We start from the raw sequence: 16,616 nt of genomic DNA on the forward strand, positions 1-16,616 counted from the left end.
ACTGACAACGCGACGGGCGGGGGCGGGTGGTCGATGGCCGGCGGGGCTCAAACCCCTCGAACGAGTGAACGAACTCGCTCGGATCCCGACTCCGGCACGGCCCGGGACGCAAGCACGACTAAGGACCCAGGCACGGCTCAGGATGCAGGCACGGCTCGCGACCCAGGCACGACTCAGGACCCAGGCACGCCGAGCCGCAGGATGCGGTCGTCACCCGGGCGCGGGTCGCCGCGGCCGTCGGTGTTGCCGGTGGCGAGCAGCAGCGTGCCGTCCCGGTCGGTGACGACCGTGCGCAGCCGCCCGTATGCGCCGTCGAGGTAGGACTGCGGGCTGCCTGCCAGGTGGTCACCCGCGATCGGGACGTACCAGAGCCGGGTGCCGCGCAGGGCGGCCATCCACAGGGCGCCGCCGGCGTACGCGAGCCCGCTCGGGGAAGCGTCGGCGGGGTGCCACTGGGCGACGGGGTCGAGGAATCCGGGGCGGTGGCCGGACCCCTCGACGGTGGGCCAGCCGTAGTTGCCGCCGGGCCGGATCAGGTTGAGTTCGTCCCAGGTGTCCTCGCCGAACTCGCCGGCCCAGAGCCGCCCTTCGCCGTCCCAGGCGAGACCCTGCACGTTGCGGTGGCCGTAGGAGTAGACCGGCGACCCGGGAAAGGGGTTGCCCGGGGCGGGGGCGCCGTCGGGGGTGAGCCGGAGGATCTTTCCGCCGAGCGAGCCCTTGTCCTGGGCGAGTTCGGGGTCGCTGCTGTCACCGGTGGTGACGTAGAGCATGCCGTCCGGGCCGAAGGCGATCCGGCCGCCGTTGTGCCGGGGGCCGTGCGGGATTCCGCTCAACACGTCGACCGGTGCTTCGAGTCGGGAGCCGGCGGACCGCTCCGGGTGGTAGCCGATGCGCACGACGCGGTTGTCCCCGGCGGTGCTGAGGTAGGCGTAGACCAGGTGGTCGTCGGCGAAGGACGGGGAGAGGGCGAGGCCGAGCAGCCCGCCCTCCCCGCCGGCCGTGACGCCGGGTACGACACCCTCCTCGCTCGTCGTGCCGCCGGTCGCGGCGACCCGCACGATCCGCGCGGTGTCCCGTTCCGAGACCAGCAGGTCCCCGTCGGGCAACACGGCCACGCCCCAGGGGACGGCCAAGCCCTCCGCGAGGGTGGCCCGCACCACCGGCCCGGCGGACGCCGGGGCGGAAGCGGTGGCGGAGGAGGCGGAGCCGCGGACGGGAGCGGAGGAGCAGGCGGCGGGCAGGAGCAGTGCGCCCAGCAGCAGGACGGCGAGACGACGACAGCGCACCGGGGACCTCTCGGCGGACGGGATGCCCAGCACACCACATCCGCCCAGCCTTGCCCCGCTGCCCCGCCGCCTGGCCCGCCCTCGGACCACCACCCCGCCCCCTGGCCCGCCTTCAGACCGCCGGCGCCCGGGGCACGATGACCGGCGCGCCGTCGCCCGGCGCCGTGAGGACGTGGCTGTCGATGTCGTAGAGCGCCCGCACCAGCGGCGCGTCCACCACCTCGCGCGGCGGCCCGCAGGCCACCACCGCGCCGTCCCGCAGGGCGACCAGCAGGTCCGCGTAGCGGGCCGCCCCCGCGAGGTCGTGCAGCACCATGATCACGGTCCGGCAGCCCGCGGCGACCTGGCGCACGAGTTCCAGCACCTCGACCGCGTGCCCGAGGTCGAGCGCGCTGGTCGGCTCGTCGAGCAGGACGACCGGGGTGTCCTGGGCGAGCACCATGGCGAGCCAGCAGCGCTGGCGCTGGCCGCCCGAGAGGCGGTCGAGGCGGCGCTCGGCGAGGTCCTCGACGCCGGTGGCGCGCAGGGCCTCGGCGGTGAGCCGTTCGTCGTCCGCCGACCACTGGCGGAACAGGCCCTGGTGCGGGTGGCGGCCGTAGCGGACGAGCCCGGCGACGGTGACCGCCTCCGGCGCCTGCGGGCTCTGCGGCAGCAGGGCGATCCGGTGGGCGGCCTGCCGCGGCCGCAGCCGCCAGACGTCCTCGCCGCCGACCAGGACCCGCCCGCCGTCCGGGCGGTGCAGCCGGGCGACGGCCCGCAGCAGGGTGGACTTGCCGCAGCCGTTCGGCCCGACCACCGCCACCACCTTCCCTGCCGGGACGGTGAGGTCGACCCCGCCGAGCACCGGACGGCCCGGGCCGTAGCCGGCGGTGAGCCCCTCGATCGTCAACTCCACAGCGTCAACTCCCCTGTGTCCCCTCCATGGTGACTCCCCGGTCCGGTGCGCGCTCAGTTGCCGGCGAGCGCCTTGCCGATGTCGCCGATGACGGCGTCGGCGGCGAGCGGGCCGCCCCGGGTGGACCAGACCGAGCCGTCCACCGTCACGACGTGGTTGTTCTTCACGGCGTTCAGTTCCTGGTAGGCGGGCTTGGACTGGACGTCCTTGAGCGCGGACTTTCCGTCGTCGGTGAGGGTGGACAGGAACAGCCAGTCGCCGTCGATCTCTGAGAGCTTCTCCAGGCTGAGCGCCGGGCTGTGCGCGTTGCCGTCCTTGTCCTGCGCGGCCGGGCGGGTGAGGCCCATGTCGAGCGCGACGCCGCTCGCGAACTGCTTCTTCTCCATCCAGCTCGGGCCGGTGGGGTTCCAGCGGACGATGGAGACGGCGGCGCCCTTGTTCCGGGTGAGTTCCCCGCCGGCCTTGACGGCCTTGGCCTCGTAGTCGCCGATCACCTTGTTGGCCTGGTCGAGCTTGTTGACGGCGTTGCCGATGCCCCGGAAGGCGAGCTTCCAGTCGTCGGTGGGCGCCATGGTGACCAGGGTGGCCGGGGTGATCTCGCGCAGCTGCTTGAGCACCTGCTCGTCCTGCATGTCACCGGCCAGGATGAGGTCGGGCTTGGCGGCGATCACCTTGTCCATCACCGGCTGCAGCAGGTTGCCGACCACCGGCACGCCCTGGACCTTGTCCTTCAGGTACGCGGGCGGCTCGTTGAGGCCCTGGCCGTTGGTGATGCCGGCCGGCTTGACGCCGAGGGCGAGGACCGCGTCCAGGTCCTCCTGGGTGAGCGTGACGATCCGCTTGGGCTCGGCGGGGACCTCGACGGCCTTGCCGGTGGCGTCCTTGACGGTCCGCTTGCCGCCGTTGCCGCCGCCCGCGGCGTCCGCCGCCGGGGAGGAGGCGGCTGAGGAGGAGCCGGAGGTGCCCGAGGAGCCGCAGCCCGTGAGCAGCAGGGCGGCCGCCCCGGTGACGGCCAGCGCCTGGGCCGCGCGGCGGCGGACGGGGCTGAGCGGGCGACGGGCGAACGGCATGGGTGCCTCCGGGCAATGGTGGTACGGGAGTTGAGCGACGTGCGGGCAGCCCGACAGGACGGAGGTGCCCTGCCGGGCGCCCTGCGGGGCGACTCGGCCATTAGGTTAGCCTTACCTTATGACATTGTCGCAAGCGGGCGCCCACGAAGCGTCCCCCGCCGCCGCGCCGGACACGTCGCCGACGGGGGAGCCACAACGCTCCGAACCGCACCGGTCCGAGCCGAACCGGCCGGATCCGGACCGGTCCGGGCCCCGCCGGTCCGGATCCGACCGACCCGGGTCCGACCGGGCCGAGCCCCGGCGCCCCGCCTGGCCGGTCATCGTGGGGGCGCTGGCGCTCCTGCTCGCGCTGGCCGCACTGTCCCTGTCGATCGGCGCCGGCGAGGTCGGCCCCGGACGGGTGCTGGACTACCTGCTGAACCGCGACGGGGCCCGCGCCGACGGCCGACTCGCCCTGGTCGTCGGCGACCTGCGACTCCCCCGCACCGTCACCGCCCTGCTGGTCGGCGCCGCGCTCGGCGTCGCCGGGGCGCAACTGCAGTCCGTCACCCGCAACCCGCTCGCCGAGACCGGACTGCTCGGCGTCAACGCCGGCGCCTCCCTCGGCGTCGTGCTCGGCATCGCCGTGCTCGGCGTGCAGACCTCCTACGGGTACCTCGCCTTCGCCTTCGGCGGCGCCGTGCTCGCCAGCACCCTGGTGCTGCTGATCGCGGGCAGTCGCGGCGGCGGATCGCCGATGCGGCTGGTCCTGGGCGGCTCCGCGGTCGGCGCGACCTTCGGCGGCCTCACCGGTGTGCTGATCGTCAACTCCCCCGAGGCGTACGACCGTTACCGGGTGTGGGTGCTCGGCTCGCTGTCCGGGGTGGAGGGCTGGACCACGCTGCGCCAGCTCGCCCCCGTCCTCGGCGCCGGCTTCCTGCTCGCCCTGCTCACCACCCGGCCGCTCACCGCGCTGGCCCTCGGCGACGACCTCGCCCGCGGCCTCGGCCACCGGCCCGGCGCCACCCGCGCGGCGGTCGCCGCCGCCGTCACCCTGCTCACCGCCTCGGCCGTCGCCCTGGCCGGGCCGATCTCCTTCCTCGGACTGCTCGCCGGATTCCTCGCCCGGGCCGTCGCCGGGCCCCGGGTCGGCCGACTGACGCTGCTGGCCGGCCTGTTCGGCGCCGCCGTGCTCACCGGCACCGACGTGCTGGCCCGGGTGGTGGCCCGGCCCTTCGAGGCACCGGTGTCGGTGATCGTCGCCCTCGTCGGCGCCCCGGCGCTGATCGCCATCGTCCGCTCACGGCGCTCCGCCGCCCTCGCCATGACCGACCCGGTCGAGGCCGCCGCCCCGCCCGTACGGCACGCCGAACCGCCCGCCCCGAAGCCGGACACGGCGCTGCGGTACGGCAGTTGGTCGCTGCTGATCCCCCGCCGGGCCCTGGCGGCCTCGCTCGGCCTCGCCGCGGCGCTGCTCGGCGCCGTCGTGGTCTCCGCGCACGCCGGGCAGAGCGAACTCGACCTCGGACGCACCTTCCAGGCCGTGTTCGGCTACGGCGACCGCCTCGACGTCCTGCTGGTGCAGAAGTTCCGGCTCGGCCGGATCGTCGCCGGGCTCGCCGCCGGGGCCGCGCTCGGCCTGGCCGGCTGCCTCACCCAGACCCTCGCCCGCAACCGCCTCGCCACCCCCGAACTCCTCGGCGTCAACGACGGCGCCACGGCCGCCGTGCTGGTCTCCGCCACCGCCTCGGGCACCTTCGGCGCCTGGTGGGCCGGGCCGCTCGGCGCGCTCGCCGCCGTCCTGGTCGTCACCCTGGTCTCCGGCGGGCTCGGCGCCCGCGGCTACCGGGTGCTGGTCGTCGGGCTCGCCATGTCCGCGCTCGCCTCCGCGGTGATCCAGGTCGCGCTCGCCCGCCGCTCGCTCAACTCCGCCGGTTCGCTGTACGTCTGGACCTCCGGCAGCCTCAACGGCCGGGACTACGCCATCGCCACGCCCGTCCTGATCGGGCTCGCGGTGCTGGTGCCGCTCGCCCTGGCGGCGGCCCGGCGGCTCGCCGTGCTGCGCTTCGACGACAACGTCGCCTCCGCGCTCGGCGTCGACCCCGGCCGGGTCCGGCTGACCTGCCTGCTGCTGGCCGTGGCACTGGCCGGGCTGGCGGTCGGCGTCTGCGGACCGGTCGGCTTCGTGGCACTGGCCGCGCCGGTGATCGCCGGACGCCTGGCCGGGCCCGCCCGCGTCCCCGTCCTCGGCTCGGCGCTGACCGGCGCCCTGCTCGTCGTCCTCGCGGACACCCTGGGACGCGTGCTGATCGGCGGGGTCGAGATCCCCGTCGGCATCGTCACCACCGTCCTCGGCGGCCCCTTCCTGCTCTGGGTGCTGCTCGGCCGCAACGGCCGCACCGCGTAAGCCTCTTCGCAAGCCTCTTCAGGAGACCACGACCATGGAAACCCCTCCCCTCGTCGCACCCGACCCGCACGACCCCGCCCACCGCCTGGTCACCTTCACCCACCGGGACGACGAGTGCGACGGCGTCCTCGCGCTGCTGCACACCGTGACCGACAAGGACCGCCACGACGGCGACCTCACGCCGCACCTGATGGCACGCCGGGACGACGGGACGTGGTCGATCACCTACCGGCTGCGCGCCGACCACCGGGCCTCCTACCAGCTCTACCCGTTCCGCGGCGACGCCCCCGGCACGACCCGCTCCGACTGGCTGCGCGTCCTCGACCACGCCCGCCCGGACCCGTACGACACCGAACCCCGGCTGCCCGCCCGCGACGGCCGCCACCCCGCCTCGGTGCTCAGCCTGCCCGACGCGCCGCCGCAGCCGTACGTCCGGCGGCGCCAGGGCGTTCCGCGCGGCCGCACCGTGCCGCACACCGTCGCGCGGCGGCGGGTGGACGTCCACCTGCCGGCGGAGCACGGGGACGGCCCCCACCCGGTCGTCGTGCTGCTCGACGGCGAGATGTGGGGCGAGGTGCTGTCCGTCGGCGACACGCTGGACAACCTGGCCGCCGCCGGCGCGATCCCGCCCACCGTGGCCCTGCTCGTCCACACCATGGGCCCCGAACGGCCCGCCGACCTCAGCTGCAACCCCGCCTTCGTCGACCTGCTCGCCGACCGCCTCCTCCCCTGGGCCGCAACGGAGTTCGGCGCGACCACCGACCCGGCCGGCACCGTGATCGCGGGCCAGAGCGCGGGCGGGCTCACCGCCGCCTACGCCGCCTACCGCCGGCCGGACCGCTTCGGCAACGCACTCTCCCAGTCCGGCTCCTTCTGGTGGCCGGACGAGACGGAGTTCGACGAGGGCAGCGAGTGGCTGACCCGGCAGTTCGCCACCGGGGAACGCCGCGCGGCCCGCTTCTACGTCGAGGTCGGGCTGCAGGAGTGGATGCTGCTCACCCAGAACCGACACCTGCGGGACGTGCTGTGGGCGCGCGGCTACGACCTCGCCTACCGCGAGTTCAACGGCGGTCACGACTACGCCTGTTGGCGCGGCGGACTCGCGGACGGGCTGGCGCACCTGCTGGGGAACGGCACGCCGCCCGGGACGGCGACGTGACACGGAGGGGGCCCGGTCGCCCGGCGGCCGGGCCCCTGTCGATCTGCGAGCCCGCCGGATCCGCGCAGCGGCGGGTGAAGTCAGTCCCGGTACGGGACGAGCCGGGACAGGTCCAGCTCGAAGGCGAACGGCTCGGGGATGCGGAGGGTCTCGCCGAACTCCCGTTCCGTCCTGGTGTGGTAGCGGTCGCGATTCGGCTCGGAGAACAACGTCACGGTCTTCTGCCGCGGGTCCACGATCAGGTAGAGCGGGAAACCCATCCGCGGGTAGTCGCGGACCTTGCCGGTCCAGTCGTTCTCGGGGCTCGAAGGCGACACCACCTCGACGGCGATCAGCGCCAGTTCGGCGGGGACCTCGCGGCCCAGCTCGATGACGTCCTCGGGCAGGTAGGTGAGGTCGGGGTTCCGGACGGAGCCGACCTCGGGCGAGGAGAGGTCGCTGTTCCCGGTCGGGAAGTAGCCGGGCGGGCAGTGCGCCTCGAACTGGCGCTGGACGATCGCGAGGTCGAGCTGGTGGATCGGGGACGGCGGCGCCTGGATGACGACGGTGTCGCCGGACAGCTCGGCCTTGAAGCCGTCCGGGACGGCGCGGCGGGCCTCTTCGAGCAGGTGGTGGCGATCGGGATCCATGCGCTCTCCTCCGGTGCTCCGGCCACCGTACGGCAGCCGGAGCACGCGGAGCGGGATCCACGCGGCGCTCAGTCCTCCGGGGGCGGGCCCGGGGCCTCGGCCGGGAGGCGCGCGGCGAGGACGGCTCCGGCGGCGACCAGCAGGGCCGTCAGGAGGAGGGCGAGCCGGTAGGGGGTGGTGCCGGAGTCGGCGGGGAGGGCGCCGATGAGGGCGGCGGCGGCACCGATGCCGAGGGCGCCGCCGAGGGTGCGGAGGATGGTGAACAGGCCCATCGCCCGGCCCATCGCGGGCGGCGGGACGTCGGCGAAGCCGGCGATCTGGACGGTGAGGACGGCGGTGCCGAGGATCAGGCCGACGCCGAACATCAGGGCCCGGACCAGCCACGGGTCCTCCGCGAAGCCGAGTGCGGCCAGCACCGCCGCGGCCAGCAGCAGCCCCGGCAGGGCGAGCCGGCGCGGCCCGAGGCGAGGCAGCAGGCGGTCGACCACCTGGGAGGCGGCCATCAGGCCGATCGCCTCCGGGAAGACGCTGAGCCCGGCGTCGAGGGCGGAGGCGCCGAGGGCCGCCTGGTAGAGCAGCGGCAGGGTGAAGAGCGCGCCCATCAGCCCGGCCGAGGTGAGCAGGGCCAATGAGCTCGCCGCCCCGAAGGTCCGGTCGGCGAGCAGCCGCAGGTCCACCAGCGGTTCGTCCGTGCGGAGTTGGTGCCGCACGGCAACGCCGAGCAGGACCAGGCCCGTCACCCCGCTGAGGGCGACGCCCGGGGAGGACCAGCCGTGCGCCGGGCCGAAGCCGAGGGCGTAGGTGAGCAGGCCGAGACCGGGGGTGGCGAGCAGGAAACCGGTGGTGTCGAAACGGCCGGCCGGGGGTTCCTCGGCTCCCCGCAGGCCGAGCAGGCCGATCGCGACGGCCGCGGCCCCGATCGGCACGTTGACCAGGAACAGCCAGTGCCAGGAGAGGTGTTCGGTGAGGAAGCCGCCGAGCGGCGGCCCGAGGGCGGGCATCAGCGCGGTCGGGACGATCAGGATCCGGCCGAGGCCCGCCCGTTCGTGCGGGGCGAAGGCCCGGAACAGCAGGGTCATCCCGACCGGGGTGAGCAGACCGCCCGCCACGCCCTGGACCGCCCGTGCGGCGGCCAGCGGGCCGAGCCCGGGGGCGGCGGCGCACAGCGCGGAGGCGAGGGTGAAGGCGGCGAGCGCGCCGAGGAAGACCCGCTTCACGCCGTACCGGTCGCCGAGCCAGCCGGCCACCGGCAGGCCGAGGGCGAGGCCGACCAGGAACGCGGTCTCGACGGCGTTGGCCGCCGAGACCGGGCGGCCGAAGTCCTCGGCGATGCTGAACAGCGCGGGGTTGACGATGGTCGAGTCCAGGCCGTTCATGCACATCGCGGCCGTGTAAACGACGACCACCGCGGCGCGCCCCCTGAGCAGGGGACGCGCCGGGCCCCGGGCACCGGGTGCCCCGGGAGCGGCCTCGGCGGCGGCGTCGGCGGCCCCGGGAGCGGCGTCGGGAGGGGTCACAGGGCGGTCCAGTGCGCCGTGATCCACTCCAGGGCGGCGGCCCGCTCGCACGGGCCGTGGGCGACGCCCCAGCCCGCCGGGAGGGCGGCGAAGGCGGGCCAGAGGGAGTGCTGCCCCTCGGGGTTGACGAGCGCCAGGAACTCGCCTTCGGCGTCGAAGGGGTTGACGGGGGCGTCACTCATCGGAGGTCTTCTCCAGGTGGTCGGCGATCACGCTCGCGATGTGCGCGATCGGGGCGGGCAGGGTCATGTCCTTGTGGGAGCAGGCCACGTCGGTGTCGGCGATCCGGCCGGTCACGTACGGGGCCCACAGCTCGGGCACCAGGGCGTCGTCGATGGTGTCGACGGTGGCGCGGAAGAACAGCACGTCGCCGTCGTAGCGCCGGTGGTCGTAGCCGCGCACCAGGTGGTTGGTGTTGAGGTAGATCCGGTTGAGCGCGGCCACGGTGGCGTCGTCGAGGCCGGCGAGCGGGCTGCCCTCGCGGCGCAACAGCTCGGTGACGGCGTCGAGTTCGAGCGGCCGGCCGTCGAGGTCCGCGGGGCCGAAGCCGCCCATGGTGAGCAGTGCTTCGAGGGCCTCGGCCTGGTCGGGCACGGGCAGCTCGCGGAAGCCCTCGGCCGGGTAGGCGTCCAGGATGGCCAGCAGCTCGACGTCCTGGCCGAGTTCCTGGAGCCGGACCGCCACGGCGTGCGCGATGATCCCGCCGGTGGACCAGCCGAGCAGTCGGTACGGTCCTTCCGGCTGGACCTCGCGCAGCCGGTCGACGTAGTGCGCGGCGAGCTCCTCCATCGTGCCGGGCAGCGGTTCGGCGGCGGTGGCGGCGCCGACGCCCTGGGCCTGGAGGCCGTAGATCGGGACGTCGCCGGGCAGGTGGCGGATCAGGCCGGTGTAGCACCAGCTGAGGCCGCCGGCCGGGTGGACGGCGAACAGCGGGCGCTGCCGTCCGGGGGCGGCGGGCCGCAGCGGGAGCAGGACGTCCAGCGCGTCGGTCGACTCGGCGCCGGCCGCGAGCGAGGCGTCGAGAGCGGCCGGCGTGGGGGCCTGGAAGAGCGTGCCGATGCCGACCTCCAGCCCGAGCACCTCGCGGATCCGCCCGGCGAGGCGCACCACCAGCAGGGAGTGCCCGCCGAGGGCGAAGAAGTCGTCCTCGACGCCGACCGCGGCCACGCCCAGCACCTCGGCGAAGAGTTCGCACAGATGCTGCTCGCGCAGGGTGCGCGGCGGCCGGCCGGCGCCCGCGGACGGCGCCTCGGGGGCGGGCAGGGCGCGGCGGTCGAGCTTGCCGTTGGCGGTCAACGGCAGGCGGTCGAGCAGGACGACGGCGGACGGCACCATGTGGACGGGCAGTTCGGCGGCGGCGTGGGCACGCAGCTCCTCCGGCTGCGGAGCGCCGTCCGCCTCGCCGCCGGCCACCGCGTAGGCGACCAGCCGCTTGTCCCCCGGCGTGTCCTCGCGGACCACGACGGCGGCGTCGGCGACGGCCGGGTGGGCGGCCAGCACCGCCTCGATCTCGCCGAGTTCGATCCGGAAGCCGCGCAGCTTGACCTGCTGGTCGGCGCGGCCGAAGTACTCCAGGACACCGTCGGCGCGGCGGCGGGCGAGGTCCCCGGACCGGTACATCCGGGTGCCGTGCTCGCCGAAGAGCTCGGCGTACGGGTCGGCGACGAAGCGGGTGGCGGTGAGCTCGGGGCGGCCGAGGTAGCCGCGGGCGAGGCCCGCCCCGGCCACGTACATCTCGCCGGTGACGCCGGGCGGGACGGGCTGCAGGTGCCCGTCGAGGACGTAGACGCGCAGGTCGGGGATGTTGACGCCGATGGTGCTGCTGCTTCCGGCGGCGGCGCTCGCCCGGTCGAGGGCGATGTGGGAGACGTGCACGGTGGTCTCGGTGATGCCGTACATGTTGACCAGCGTCGGCGCGTCCTCGGCGTGCCGGGAGTACCAGTCGTCCAGGCGGGCGAGCTCCAGGGCCTCACCGCCGAACACCACGTAGCGCAGGGCGAGTTCGCTGCCGGGGCGGTCCCGGTCGGCGGCGCTCAGCTGGTAGAACGCGGACGGCGTCTGGTTGAGCACGGTGACGCGTTCGCGGGCGAGCAGGTCGAGGAAGGCGGCCGGGTCGCGGCTGACCAGGTGCGGGACGACGACCAGCCGGCCGCCGTGCAGCAGGGCGCCCCACAGCTCCCAGACGGAGAAGTCGAAGGCGTAGGAGTGGAACAGCGTCCAGACGTCCTCGGCGCCGAAGCCGAACCAGTGGTCGGTGGCGCCGAACAGCCGGACGACGTTGTGGTGGGTGACGGGCACGCCCTTGGGACGGCCGGTGGAACCGGAGGTGTAGATGACGTACGCGGTGTCGTCGGCGCGCAGCGGGCGGGTGCGCTCGTGCCGGCCCAGCGGGACGGCGGGGTACCGCTCGGCCTCCGGTCCGTCGACGAGGATCTGCGGCACCTCGTGTGCGGGCAGCCGGGACGCGGTGGCGCGGTCGGTGAGCAGGGCGGCGGGGGTGGCGTCGGCCAGCATGTAGGCGAGCCGGTCGGCCGGGTAGTCGGGGTCGAGCGGCAGGTAGGCGGCACCGGACTTGGTCACCGCCAGCAGGGCGACGACGAGTTCGACCGAGCGCGGCAGGGCGAGGGCGACGATGGTGCCGGGGCCGATGCCCTGGGCGGCCAGCAGGCGGGCCAACCGGTCGGCGCGGGCGCCGAGTTCGGTGTAGTCGAGCCGGTGCCCCTGGTAACTCACGGCGATGGCCGTCGGGTTGGCCTCGGCCGCCGCTTCGAACAGCTCGGGCAGGGTGGCGCCGGGCGTGGAGCCGGGAGCGGCGCCGGCCCGGCCCGCCGGCGCCGGGGCGGTGTTCCACTCCACCAGGGCGCGCAGCCGCTCCTCCTCACTGATCAGCGGGAGCCCGCCGATCGGGGTGTCGGGCGCGGTGGCGGCGGCGGTGAGCAGCCTGGCCAGGCGCTCCCCGAGCGCGGCCACGGTGCCGGCGTCGAAGAGGTCGGTGCGGTACTCCAGGAAGCCGCCGATGCCGCCACCGGGCAGTTCGCCGGCGTTGAGGGTGAGGTCGAACTTGGCGGTGCCGCTGGGCACGGCGGCGATCTCGGCGGTGAGGCCGCCGCCCAGGTCGATGGGCTCGTCGGGGCGGCTCTGCCAGGCGAGCATCACCTGGAACAGCGGGTGGCGGGCGAGTGAGCGCGCCGGGTTGAGCTCCTCGACGAGGCGGTCGAAGGGCAGGTCGGCGTGCTCGTGGGCGTCGAGGACGGCGGCGCGCACGCGGGTCAGCAGCTCGCGGAAGGTCGGGTCGCCAGACGTCGGGGTGCGCAGCACCACGGAGTTGACGAAGTAGCCGACCAGGTCCGCGGTTCCGTCGTCCTCGCGGCCGGCCACCGGGGTGCCGATGGGGATGTCGGTGCCGCAGCCGTGCCGGGTGAGCAGGGCGGCGAGCCCGGCCTGGACGGCCATGAAGACCGTGCTGTCGGCGGCCCGGGCCATGGCGGCGAGGGCGGCGTGCGCCTCGGCGCCGAGGGCGAACGGCACGGTGGCGCCGCGGTGGTCGGCGACGGCCGGGCGGGGACGGTCGGCGGGCAGCTCCAGCTGGTCGGGCAGCCCGGCGAGCGCGGTGCGCCAGTACTCCGCCTGCCGGAAGGCGAGCGGGCTGGGCGCGTCGGCGGTGCCGAGGCGCTGCCGCTGCCAGGCCGCGTGGTCGGCGAACTGGACAGCAAGCGGCGGTAGTTCGGGTTCGTCTCCGGCGAGCCGGGCGGCGTAGGCGGCGGCGAGGTCGCGGATCAGCGGGGTGGTGGAGGCGCCGTCGCCGGCGATGTGGTGGAGCAGCAGGAGCAGGGTGTGCTCGGTCGGCCCGGCGGAGAACAGCATGGCCCGCAGCGGCGGTTCGGCGGCGAGGTCGAAGGCGTACCGGACGGCGTCGGCCAAGTCCCCCGAACCGTCGTGCAGTTCGAGGGGCGCGGCGGGCAGGATCCGCTGGTACGGCGTGCTGTCCGGCTCCTCGCCGTAGACGGTGCGCAGGACCTCGTGCCGGGCGACGAGGTCGCCGAGGGCGCGGGTGAGCGCGGGCCGGTCGAGCGGGCCGGTGAGGGTGAGCACGAGCGGGATGTTGTAGGTGGGGCTGGGGCCTTCGAGCCGGTGCAGGAACCAGAGTCCGCGCTGGGCGGGCGAGAGCGGCATCCGCTCGGTGCGCGGGACGGGCACGAGGGCGGGGCCCGGTCGGGGGGCGCCGCGGCGGCTGGCGGCGGCCTCGGTCGGGATGGCCCCGTGGGTGTCGGCCTCGTCCTGGGCGGTTCGCTCGGCGAGCAGGGCGGCCAGGCCGGCCGGGGTCGGGTGGCGGAACACGTCGGCGAATCCGACCGGCGTGGCGAAGGTCTCGCGCAGCCGGGCGGCGAGTCGGCCGGCGAGCAGCGAGTGGCCTCCGAGGTCGAAGAAGGAGGCCTCCCGGCCGGGCGCCCGCGGCAGGTCGAGGACGTCGGCGAACAGGCCGCAGACCAGCTCCTCCTGCGGTGTGGCCGCGGCGGTGCCCTCGGTCTCCGCAGCCGGCTCGGGCAGGGCCCGGTGGTCGAGCTTGTCGTGGGCGGTGCGCGGCAGTTCGTCCAGCAGTAGCACGGCCGACGGGACCATGTGCGCGGGCAGCCGGGCGGCCAGCGCGGCGCGCAGTCCGGCCGGGTCGGGGGCGCCGTCGGCGGCGGGGACGGCGTAGCCGAGCAGGCGCGTGCCCTGCGGGCCGGGGCGGGCGATCACCACGGCCTGGGCGACGCCGGGCAGTTCGGCGAGGACCGCGGCGATCTCGCCCGGCTCGACGCGGAAGCCGCGGATCTTCACCTGGTCGTCGGCGCGGCCGAGGAACTCCAGGGTGCTTCCCCCGGCCTCCGGCCGGGGGGACCCCCATGAGCGGCGGCGGGCGAGGTCGCCGGTGCGGTACATCCGGCTGCCGGGCGGGCCGAAGGGGTCGGCGAGGAAGCGTTCGGCGGTGAGGTCGGGGCGGCCGAGGTAGCCGAGGGCCAAGCAGGCGCCGGCGACGTACAGTTCGCCGGTGACACCGTCGGGCACGGGGCGCAGCGAGCCGTCCAGGACGTAGGCGCGGGAGCCGCGCACCACCCGGCCGACCGGGGCGCCGTCCGGGCCGGGGGTCCAGGCGTAGGCGTCGACGGTGGTCTCGGTCGGGCCGTAGAGGTCGACGGGGTGCAGGCCGGGGACGGCGGTCAGGCGCTGCCAGAGGGCCGGCGGGGTGGCCTCGCCGCCGACCACCAGGACGGACGGGCGGTGCCGGCCCTCGTCCAGGATCCCTTCGGCGATGAGGACTTCGAGGTAGGAGGGGGTGAGGTCGAGGTAGTCGATGCGCTCGCGGTCGAGGTGGGCGGCGAGGGCGGCCGGGTCGCGGTAGGTGGCGTCGTCCAGCACGTGGAGCTCGTGGCCGTGGACCATCCAGAGCACCGGGTCCCAGGAGGCGTCGAAGGCGAACGAGGCGCTGTGGGCGACGCGCAGGCGCTCGCGGCCGGTGCGGCGCAGCGCGGGGGCGATGTGGTCCTCGCCGAGGCCGGCGTGCAGGTTGGCCAGTGAGGCGTGGGTGACCACCACGCCCTTGGGGCGGCCGGTGGAGCCCGAGGTGTGCAGCACGTAGGCCGGGTCGGCCGGTCGGGGTGCCGGCGGGGCGTCGTCCGGCTCGCCGTCCGCCTCGCCGTCCGCCTCCCCCGGGCGGACCGTGGGCAGGTCGGCGGGCAGGTCGAGCGCGGCGAGGGCCTCGGCGGTGCCGACCGCGCAGACCGGACGGGCGTCGGCCAGCACGGCGGCGAGCCGCTGCCGCGGGTGGGCGAGGTCGAGGGACACGCAGGCACCGCCGGCCTTGAGGACGGCGAGCATCGCGACGAGCGTGTCCGCGCCGCGCGGCAGGGCGATCGCGACCGGCGCGCCGCCCCGTACGCCGAGCGCGGCCAGGCGGTGGGCCAGCCGGTTGGCGGCGGTGTCGAGCTGCCGGTACGTCAGGGCGTCCGCGCCGCTGCGGACGGCGACGGCCTCCGGGGTGCGGGCGGCACGGGCGGCGAACAGCTCGGGCACCGTCGACTCGGCCGGGGGTTCGGTCCGGCCCGCGGTGGCCCGGCCCAGGGCGTCCGCGTCGAGCAGGTCGATCCGGGCGATCGGGGTCTTCGGGGCGGTGAGCAGCAGGTCGGCGAGGGCGTCGAGGTAGCGCAGCAGGCCGTCGCGGTGGGCGGCGACGGAGGCGGCGCCGTGGCGGGCCGGGTCGGCGTCGATGACCAGGCGCAGCGCGCCGTCCGGGCCGGGCGAGACGTTCAGGGCGAGGTCGTCCACGGGGCCGGCGGCGAGGTTGCGGACGGTGCCGGGCAGACCCGCCAGGTCGAGGTCGCCCTCGAAGGCCTTGATGTTGACCATCGGGCCGAACAGGGCGCGGCCGTCGGCGGTGCGGCCGAGGTCGCGGCGCAGGTCCTCCAGCGGGTAGCGCTGGTGGCGGCGGACGGCGCGCAGTTCGCGGACCACCCGGTGCAGCAGGGCCTCGGCGCTGTCGGCGGGGCGGACGGCGAGGCGCAGCGGCAGCACGTTGGCGGTGGCGACGGGGGTGCGCAGGGCGGCCGGGCCGCGGCGGTTGGCGAGCGGCAGGCCGAGGACGACGTCGCGGCTGCCGGAGAGGCGGTGCAGGTAGCCGGCGGTGGCGGCGAGCAGCAGCTCGGCCCAGGTGGCGCGGACGGCGCCGGCGGCGCGCTCCAGGCGGTCCCGGGTGCCGGCGGGGAGGTCGGCGGTGTGGCGCAGCGGGGCCGGGCGGGGGTCGGGGGCGGGGGTGTCGGGGAGGAGAGCGTTGGGGAGGGTGTTGGGGAGGGTCGGCGGGGTGTCGGCGTCGGCCATCCGGGCGGTCCAGTAGGCGCGGTCGGCCCGGTAGTCCTCGCCGGCGCGGTAGGCGGCCTCCTCGGCGGCGACCTCGGAGAGGCGCGCGAACGGGCTCGGGGCGGGCTCGGCACCGGCGGGCTCGGCGGCGTCGGCACCGGCGGGCTCGGCACCGGCGGCGGCACCGACAGGCTCGGCGGCGTCGGCACCGGCGGCGCGGTACAGCTCGGCGACCCGGTCGCCGAGGAGGGTCAACGCGTAGGCGTCGACGGCGAGGTGGTGGATCCGCCGGTACCAGAGGCGCCGGTCGTCGGCGAGGCGGATGAGCGCGTGGGCGAACAGCGGGCCCTCGGCGAGGTCGACGGGGCGGGCGAGGTCGGCGCGCATCCAGGCCTCGGCGGCCTCGGCGGGGGTGACGACCTCGGGGGTGACGACCTCGGCGGGGGTGACGGCGACGCGCAGGTCGAGCCGGTGCAGCGGCCAGTGGCGGCCGGGCTGCAGACGCTGACGGGGCGTGCCGTCGGGGCCGGTGACGACGACGGCGCTCAGCGCCTCCGCCTCCTCCACCGCCTGCCGCAGGGCCCGTTCGAACCGGTCCTCGTCCAACGGCCCGACGATCTCGACGGCGTCGCCGGTGTTGTAGACCGGGCTGGCGGGGTCGAGCTCCTGGGCGTACCAGATGGCGGCCTGGGCGGCGAGCAACGGGACATCGGCGGCCAGGGTCTCGACGGTCCCGGTGTCGACGGTGTCTCCGGGCTGGGTGTCGCCGGTCTGGGTGTCGCCAGGGTGGGTCTCGGCGGCGGGCATGGTTCGGAAAGCTCCTCGGGATCCGGAACGCCT

Annotated in this window: 9 protein-coding genes; 2 read left to right on the plus strand and 7 right to left on the minus strand. The window is 75.8% G+C overall.

Annotated features, from left to right (window positions below):
• Positions 1-173: 173 nt before the first annotated feature.
• From ABT048_RS00755 to ABT048_RS00765, 3 genes are all read right to left on the minus strand, one after another.
• Entirely contained in the window at positions 174-1,286 is a 1,113-nt protein-coding gene (locus ABT048_RS00755; RefSeq protein WP_350519093.1) for a PQQ-dependent sugar dehydrogenase, read from the minus strand.
• Positions 1,287-1,398: 112 nt separating this feature from the next.
• Positions 1,399-2,181, minus strand: a complete 783-nt coding sequence (locus ABT048_RS00760) for an ABC transporter ATP-binding protein (RefSeq protein WP_350519094.1) — start codon at positions 2,179-2,181, stop codon at positions 1,399-1,401.
• A 53-nt stretch (positions 2,182-2,234) separates the two neighbouring features.
• A complete protein-coding gene (locus ABT048_RS00765) occupies positions 2,235-3,251 on the minus strand; it encodes an ABC transporter substrate-binding protein (protein ID WP_350519095.1) in 1,017 nt (338 codons plus the stop codon).
• A gap of 118 nt (positions 3,252-3,369) precedes the next feature.
• Here ABT048_RS00765 and fhuB point away from each other — a divergent pair, with 118 nt between their 5' ends.
• Together fhuB and fes are read left to right on the plus strand one after the other, a co-directional pair.
• A complete protein-coding gene (gene fhuB / locus ABT048_RS00770; RefSeq protein ID WP_350519096.1) occupies positions 3,370-5,637 on the plus strand; it encodes a Fe(3+)-hydroxamate ABC transporter permease FhuB in 2,268 nt (755 codons plus the stop codon).
• Between the two features lie 34 nt (positions 5,638-5,671).
• Positions 5,672-6,796, plus strand: coding sequence for an enterochelin esterase (gene fes / locus ABT048_RS00775; RefSeq protein ID WP_350519097.1), 1,125 nt, complete (start codon positions 5,672-5,674; stop codon positions 6,794-6,796).
• An 80-nt stretch (positions 6,797-6,876) separates the two neighbouring features.
• On the opposite strand, the gene ABT048_RS00780 is transcribed toward fes, so the two are convergent.
• From ABT048_RS00780 to ABT048_RS00795, 4 genes are all read right to left on the minus strand, one after another.
• Positions 6,877-7,425 (minus strand): Uma2 family endonuclease, encoded by a 549-nt coding sequence (locus ABT048_RS00780; RefSeq protein ID WP_350519098.1) that lies wholly within the window; start codon positions 7,423-7,425, stop codon positions 6,877-6,879.
• Positions 7,426-7,493: 68 nt separating this feature from the next.
• Complete coding sequence (locus ABT048_RS00785) at positions 7,494-8,852, minus strand: DHA2 family efflux MFS transporter permease subunit (RefSeq protein ID WP_350519278.1); 1,359 nt, start codon at positions 8,850-8,852, stop codon at positions 7,494-7,496.
• Positions 8,853-8,938: 86 nt separating this feature from the next.
• Positions 8,939-9,124: an MbtH family protein gene (locus ABT048_RS00790; protein WP_350519099.1), complete on the minus strand. Its 186-nt coding sequence runs from the start codon at positions 9,122-9,124 to the stop codon at positions 8,939-8,941.
• A complete protein-coding gene (locus tag ABT048_RS00795) occupies positions 9,117-16,583 on the minus strand; it encodes a non-ribosomal peptide synthetase (RefSeq protein WP_350519100.1) in 7,467 nt (2,488 codons plus the stop codon). The genes ABT048_RS00790 and ABT048_RS00795 overlap by 8 nt, the downstream gene beginning before the upstream one ends.
• Positions 16,584-16,616: the final 33 nt, after the last annotated feature.

The sequence above is a fragment of the Kitasatospora sp. NPDC096140 genome, from assembly GCF_040303045.1.
GTDB lineage: Bacteria > Actinomycetota > Actinomycetes > Streptomycetales > Streptomycetaceae > Kitasatospora.

What these genes read in the sequence shown, in the direction of transcription:
- ABT048_RS00765 (WP_350519095.1), bottom strand. Translation starts at nt 3,251, where the DNA reads ATGCCGTTCGCCCGTCGCCCGCTCAGCCCCGTCCGCCGCCGCGCGGCC.
- fhuB (WP_350519096.1), top strand. Translation starts at nt 3,370, where the DNA reads ATGACATTGTCGCAAGCGGGCGCCCACGAAGCGTCCCCCGCCGCCGCG.
- fes (WP_350519097.1), top strand. Translation starts at nt 5,672, where the DNA reads ATGGAAACCCCTCCCCTCGTCGCACCCGACCCGCACGACCCCGCCCAC.
- ABT048_RS00780 (WP_350519098.1), bottom strand. Translation starts at nt 7,425, where the DNA reads ATGGATCCCGATCGCCACCACCTGCTCGAAGAGGCCCGCCGCGCCGTC.
- ABT048_RS00790 (WP_350519099.1), bottom strand. Translation starts at nt 9,124, where the DNA reads ATGAGTGACGCCCCCGTCAACCCCTTCGACGCCGAAGGCGAGTTCCTG.
- ABT048_RS00795 (WP_350519100.1), bottom strand. Translation starts at nt 16,583, where the DNA reads ATGCCCGCCGCCGAGACCCACCCTGGCGACACCCAGACCGGCGACACC.